The 5,415-nt window shown below is 70.8% G+C and carries 2 protein-coding genes and 2 pseudogenes; all 4 read left to right on the top strand.

Going from position 1 to position 5,415, the window contains the following annotated elements:
* Positions 1-164 precede the first annotated feature (164 nt).
* A complete protein-coding gene (gene mfd / locus AOK01_RS35275; RefSeq protein WP_055518927.1) occupies positions 165-3,725 on the top strand; it encodes a transcription-repair coupling factor in 3,561 nt (1,186 codons plus the stop codon).
* Positions 3,726-3,833: 108 nt separating this feature from the next.
* Positions 3,834-4,170, top strand: a pseudogene (locus AOK01_RS45745) (helix-turn-helix domain-containing protein); the annotation flags it as partial.
* A 157-nt stretch (positions 4,171-4,327) separates the two neighbouring features.
* Positions 4,328-5,071 carry an HNH endonuclease family protein gene (locus tag AOK01_RS35285; RefSeq protein WP_055518928.1) on the top strand — a complete coding sequence of 248 codons (744 nt, stop codon included), beginning with the start codon at positions 4,328-4,330 and terminating at the stop codon, positions 5,069-5,071.
* A gap of 110 nt (positions 5,072-5,181) precedes the next feature.
* Positions 5,182-5,415, top strand: a pseudogene (locus AOK01_RS35290) (N-acetyltransferase); the annotation flags it as partial.

The following is a 5,415-nucleotide window of genomic DNA, read 5'->3' on the forward strand; positions in this document are numbered from 1 at the left end:
GGTAGGGGCGGCGGGGGCGGAGAACCGGCGGTGTCCGCGGGCGCGGGCGGGGCCGACCCCGGCGTCGTACCCTGGACACCCCCCGGCCCGTCAGACGTGTCGGGCCGTCGGCGTTGCCCACTCCCTCGGACACCCACTCCGGATTCTTGGACGGAAACCTCTTCATGAGCCTGCACGGTCTGCTCGACGCCGTCGTCAAGGACGCCGCACTCACCGAAGCGGTGAAGGCCGCCGGCGACGGCAACCGCATGCACGTCGACCTGGTCGGCCCACCCGCCGCCAGGCCGTTCGCGGTGGCGGCGCTGGCCAGAGAGGCAGGCCGCACCGTGCTCGCGGTCACGGCCACCGGCCGCGAGGCCGAGGACCTGGCGGCGGCGCTGCGCTCACTGCTGCCGGCCGACACCGTCGCGGAGTACCCGTCCTGGGAGACGCTGCCGCACGAGCGGCTGTCCCCGCGCAGCGACACCGTGGGCCGCAGGCTCGCCGTGCTGCGCAGGCTCACCCACCCGCGTACCGACGACCCGGAGACCGGCCCGGTCTCCGTGGTGGTCGCGCCCGTCCGGTCGGTCCTCCAGCCCCAGGTCAAGGGCCTCGGCGACCTGGAGCCCGTGGCCCTGCGGACCGGCCAGAGCACCGACCTCGGCGCCATCGTGGCAGCCCTGTCGGCAGCCGCGTACGCCCGCGTCGAGCTGGTCGAGAAGCGCGGCGAGTTCGCCGTACGGGGCGGCATCCTGGACGTCTTCCCGCCCACCGAGGAGCACCCGCTGCGCGTGGAGTTCTGGGGCGACGACGTCGAGGAGATCCGCTACTTCAAGGTCGCCGACCAGCGGTCCCTGGAGGTCGCCGAGCACGGGCTGTGGGCGCCGCCCTGCCGCGAACTGCTGCTCACGGACGACGTACGGGCGAGGGCGGCCACCCTCGCGGAGGCCCACCCCGAGCTGGGCGAGCTGCTCGGCAAGATCGCCGAGGGCATCGCGGTGGAGGGCATGGAGTCCCTCGCGCCCGTCCTCGTCGACGACATGGAGCTGCTCATCGACGTACTGCCCAAGGGGTCCATGACCCTGGTGTGCGACCCGGAGCGGGTGCGCACGCGCGCCGCGGACCTGGTGGCGACGTCGCAGGAGTTCCTCCAGGCGTCCTGGGCGGCGACGGCCGGCGGCGGCGAGGCCCCGATCGACGTCGACGCGGCGTCCCTGTGGTCCATCGCGGACGTCCGGGAGCGGGCCCGCGAGCTGGACATGATGTGGTGGTCGGTGTCGCAGTTCGCGGCGGACGAAGCACTGACGGAGACGTCTGCCGGTGACGTGGCGGGTGACGCGGACACGCTGAAGCTCGGGATGCACGCGCCCGAGACCTACCGGGGCGACACCGCGAAGGCGCTGGCCGACACCAAGGGCTGGCTCGCGGACGGCTGGCGCACGGTGTTCGTCACCGAGGCGCACGGCCCGGCGGCCCGTACCGTCGAGGTGCTCGGCGGGGAGGGCATCGCGGCCCGCCTGGAGTCGGACCTCGGCGCGCTGGCACCCGCGGTCGTGCAGGTGTCCTGCGGCTCGATCGACTACGGGTTCGTCGACCCGGCGCTCCGGCTCGCCGTACTGACCGAGACCGACCTCACCGGGCAGAAGGCCGCGGGCAAGGACGGCGCCCGGATGCCGGCCCGCCGCCGCAAGACGATCGACCCGCTGACCCTGGAGACGGGCGACTACATCGTCCACGAGCAGCACGGCGTCGGCCGCTACATCGAGATGGTCCAGCGGACCGTGCAGGGCGCGACCCGCGAGTACCTCGTCGTCGAGTACGCGCCCGCCAAGCGCGGCCAGCCCGGCGACCGCCTCTACATCCCCACGGACCAGCTGGAACAGATCACCAAGTACGTGGGCGGCGAGGCCCCGACGCTGCACCGGCTCGGCGGCGCCGACTGGACGAAGACCAAGGCGCGCGCCAAGAAGGCCGTCAAGGAGATCGCGGCGGACCTGATCAGGCTGTACTCGGCCCGGATGGCGGCCCCCGGGCACGCCTTCGGCGCCGACACGCCCTGGCAGCGCGAGCTGGAGGACGCGTTCCCGTACACCGAGACGCCCGACCAGCTCACGACCATCGCCGAGGTCAAGGACGACATGGAGAAGACGGTCCCGATGGACCGGCTGGTCTGCGGCGACGTCGGTTACGGCAAGACGGAGATCGCGGTCCGCGCGGCCTTCAAGGCGGTCCAGGACGGCAAGCAGGTCGCCGTCCTCGTGCCCACCACGCTGCTGGTGCAGCAGCACTTCGGGACGTTCAGCGAGCGCTACTCGCAGTTCCCCGTCAACGTACGGGCCCTGTCGCGCTTCCAGTCCGACACCGAGGCGAAGGCCACGCTTGAGGGCCTGCGGGAGGGCTCGGTGGACCTGGTCATCGGCACCCACCGCCTCTTCTCCGCGGAGACCAAGTTCAAGGACCTGGGACTCGTCATCGTCGACGAGGAGCAGCGCTTCGGCGTCGAGCACAAGGAGCAGCTGAAGAAGCTGCGCGCGAACGTGGACGTCCTGACCATGTCCGCCACCCCGATCCCGCGCACGCTGGAGATGGCGGTGACGGGGATCAGGGAGATGTCGACGATCACGACACCTCCGGAGGAACGGCATCCGGTACTGACCTTCGTCGGCCCGTACGAGGAGAAGCAGATCGGCGCCGCGGTGCGCAGGGAGCTGTTGCGGGAGGGGCAGGTCTTCTACATCCACAACCGGGTCGAGTCGATCGACCGGGCCGCGGCGCGCCTGCGGGAGATCGTGCCGGAGGCGCGGATCGCGACGGCCCACGGCCAGATGTCCGAACAGGCCCTGGAGCAGGTGGTCGTCGACTTCTGGGAGAAGAAGTTCGACGTCCTCGTCTCCACGACCATCGTGGAATCGGGCATCGACATCGCGAACGCCAACACGCTGATCGTGGAGCGCGGCGACAACTTCGGCCTCTCCCAGCTGCACCAGCTGCGCGGCCGGGTGGGGCGTGGCCGGGAGCGGGGTTACGCGTACTTCCTGTACCCGCCGGAGAAGCCGCTGACGGAGACCGCCCACGAACGCCTCGCGACCATCGCCCAGCACACGGAGATGGGCGCGGGCATGTACGTGGCGATGAAGGACCTGGAGATCCGCGGAGCGGGAAACCTGCTGGGCGGCGAGCAGTCGGGCCATATCGCCGGCGTGGGCTTCGACCTGTACGTACGCATGGTGGGGGAGGCCGTGGCGGACTACCGCGCCTCCATGGAGGGCGGTGTGGTGGAGGAGGCGCCGCTGGAGGTCAAGATCGAGCTTCCGGTCGACGCGCACGTCCCGCACGACTACGCGCCGGGCGAGCGGCTGCGGCTGCAGGCCTACCGCTCGATCGCCTCGGTCAACTCCGAGGAGGACATCAAGGCGGTACGGGAGGAACTCGTCGACCGGTACGGGAAGTTGCCCGAGCCGGTGGAGAACCTGCTCCTGGTGGCCGGGCTGCGGATGCTCGCGCGGGCGTGCGGGGTCGGTGAGATCGTCCTCCAGGGCAACAACATCCGCTTCGCACCGGTGGAGTTGAGGGAGTCGCAGGAGCTGCGGCTGCAGCGCCTGTACCCCGGCTCCGTGATCAAGGACGCCGCCCACCAGGTGCTGGTGCCCCGCCCCAAGACGGCGAAGGTCGGCGGGAAGCCGTTGATCGGGCGGGAGTTGCTGGGCTGGACGGGGGAATTCCTGGCTTCGATTCTGGGCTCGTAGGGATTACACAGAGGCGGAGGCAGAGGCGGAGGCAGCGGCCGGTCTTCGAGGAGGTGGCCGCGCTCGGCTACGGGGTCGGGGAGCGCTGGCCGAGCTACTTCCCGTTGCGCGCTGCTCGTCGCGGGCCTCGATCCGGTCGAGTCGCTCGTCTCGTTCGCGGCGATCGGTGCCGCTTCCGTGCAGCGGTTCGAGAGCCGGGCCTGGAGCGAGGAGGAGTGGGCGTTCGCGAGCGAACGGCTCGTCGTCCGGGGGCTGTTGGCACAGGACGGCACCGCGACGCAGGACGGCCGTGTGCTTCGGCAGGAGGTGGAGCGCCGTACCGACGAACTGGCCGCCGCCCCCTGGCAGGCGTTGGGGCCGGATGCCACCGGCCGACTCGCCGATCTGCTGGGCGAGTTCTGGGTCGCGGTACTCGGAGACCACGCTGGGGATCGGGAAGGTGTGAGGCAACAAAGGCCTGAGGCAACTGGCGCACTCCCTCACTCACGCCGGTGGTGCGCCATTTGCCCGCCGAAGTCCCCGTAAATCCGGTCTGGTGCTGTTCTGTGCCGAGCCCCGGGCCAGTACGGTGAGGTCAGGAAGCCCGCCCGCTCAGGGTGGACATGGGCAAGCAAGAAGAGGGAGCGCCCGTGACGTTCTGGACCAGGGCCGCCGGCGCCGCCGCCCTGCTGCTCGCCGCGACCGGCTGCACCACGGAGACGACCGGTGCCGCCGGACCCCAGGAGACGGCGGGCGCGGGCGGGGCCGCCCTCACCGCCGTCGACTCGCTGACCGTCAAGGGGCGGGCACCGAAGACGGGATACGACCGGGACAAGTTCGGTACCCCTTGGGCCGACACCGACGCGAACGGCTGTGACACCCGCGACGACATACTCAAACGGGACCTGAAGGACGTGAAGTTCAGCGACGGTGAGTGCAGCGTGAAAACGGGGCGGCTCGATCCCGACCCGTACACCGACAAGGACGTCACCTTCGTACGCGGTGGCCGCAGCGAGGTCGACATAGACCATCTCGTCGCGCTGTCGGACGCCTGGCAGAAGGGCGCCCACAAGTGGGACGCGAGCAAGCGGATAGCGCTGGCCAACGACCCGCTGAACCTCCTCGCCGTCGATGCCGGACGCAACCGCAGCAAGGGCGACGGGGACACCGCGAGCTGGCTTCCGCCCCACAAGGCGTACCGCTGTACGTATGTGGCCCGGCAGGTGGCCGTGAAGAAGAAGTACGAACTGTGGGTCACCGCCGCGGAGAAGGCCGCGATGAAGAAGGTGCTGACCGGCTGCCCGGGGCAGCGGCTTCCTTCGGGCGGAACCTCGACACGGGCGCCGAGCCGGTTCCACGCGGACTGAGCGGGCCGCTCCGCCCGAGGTCCTGGGAAGGGCGGTAGGGGCGGTAAGGGCGATCCAGGCCCGGGCAGAACCGGTTCCGCCGTGGCCGGTCGATGCCTACGGTGTCCGGCATGGTGCTGAGAATCGCGAGCCTCGCCGAGCGTCCGGAGATGTACGACCAAGTGATGGGGATGGCCGACACCTGGCCGGAGTTCCTGCGCAACGACCTCGTCGGCAACGCGCACTACGGCCGGATCGCCAAGGAACTGCCGGAGCATGTGCTGTTCGCCGAGGACGACAGCGGCGAGGTGGTCGCACATGCCTACAGCGTGCCGTTCGCACTCGGGGACGGCGGGGACGGCGGG

The sequence above is a fragment of the Streptomyces aurantiacus genome (genome assembly GCF_001418335.1).
Lineage (GTDB): Bacteria > Actinomycetota > Actinomycetes > Streptomycetales > Streptomycetaceae > Streptomyces > Streptomyces aurantiacus.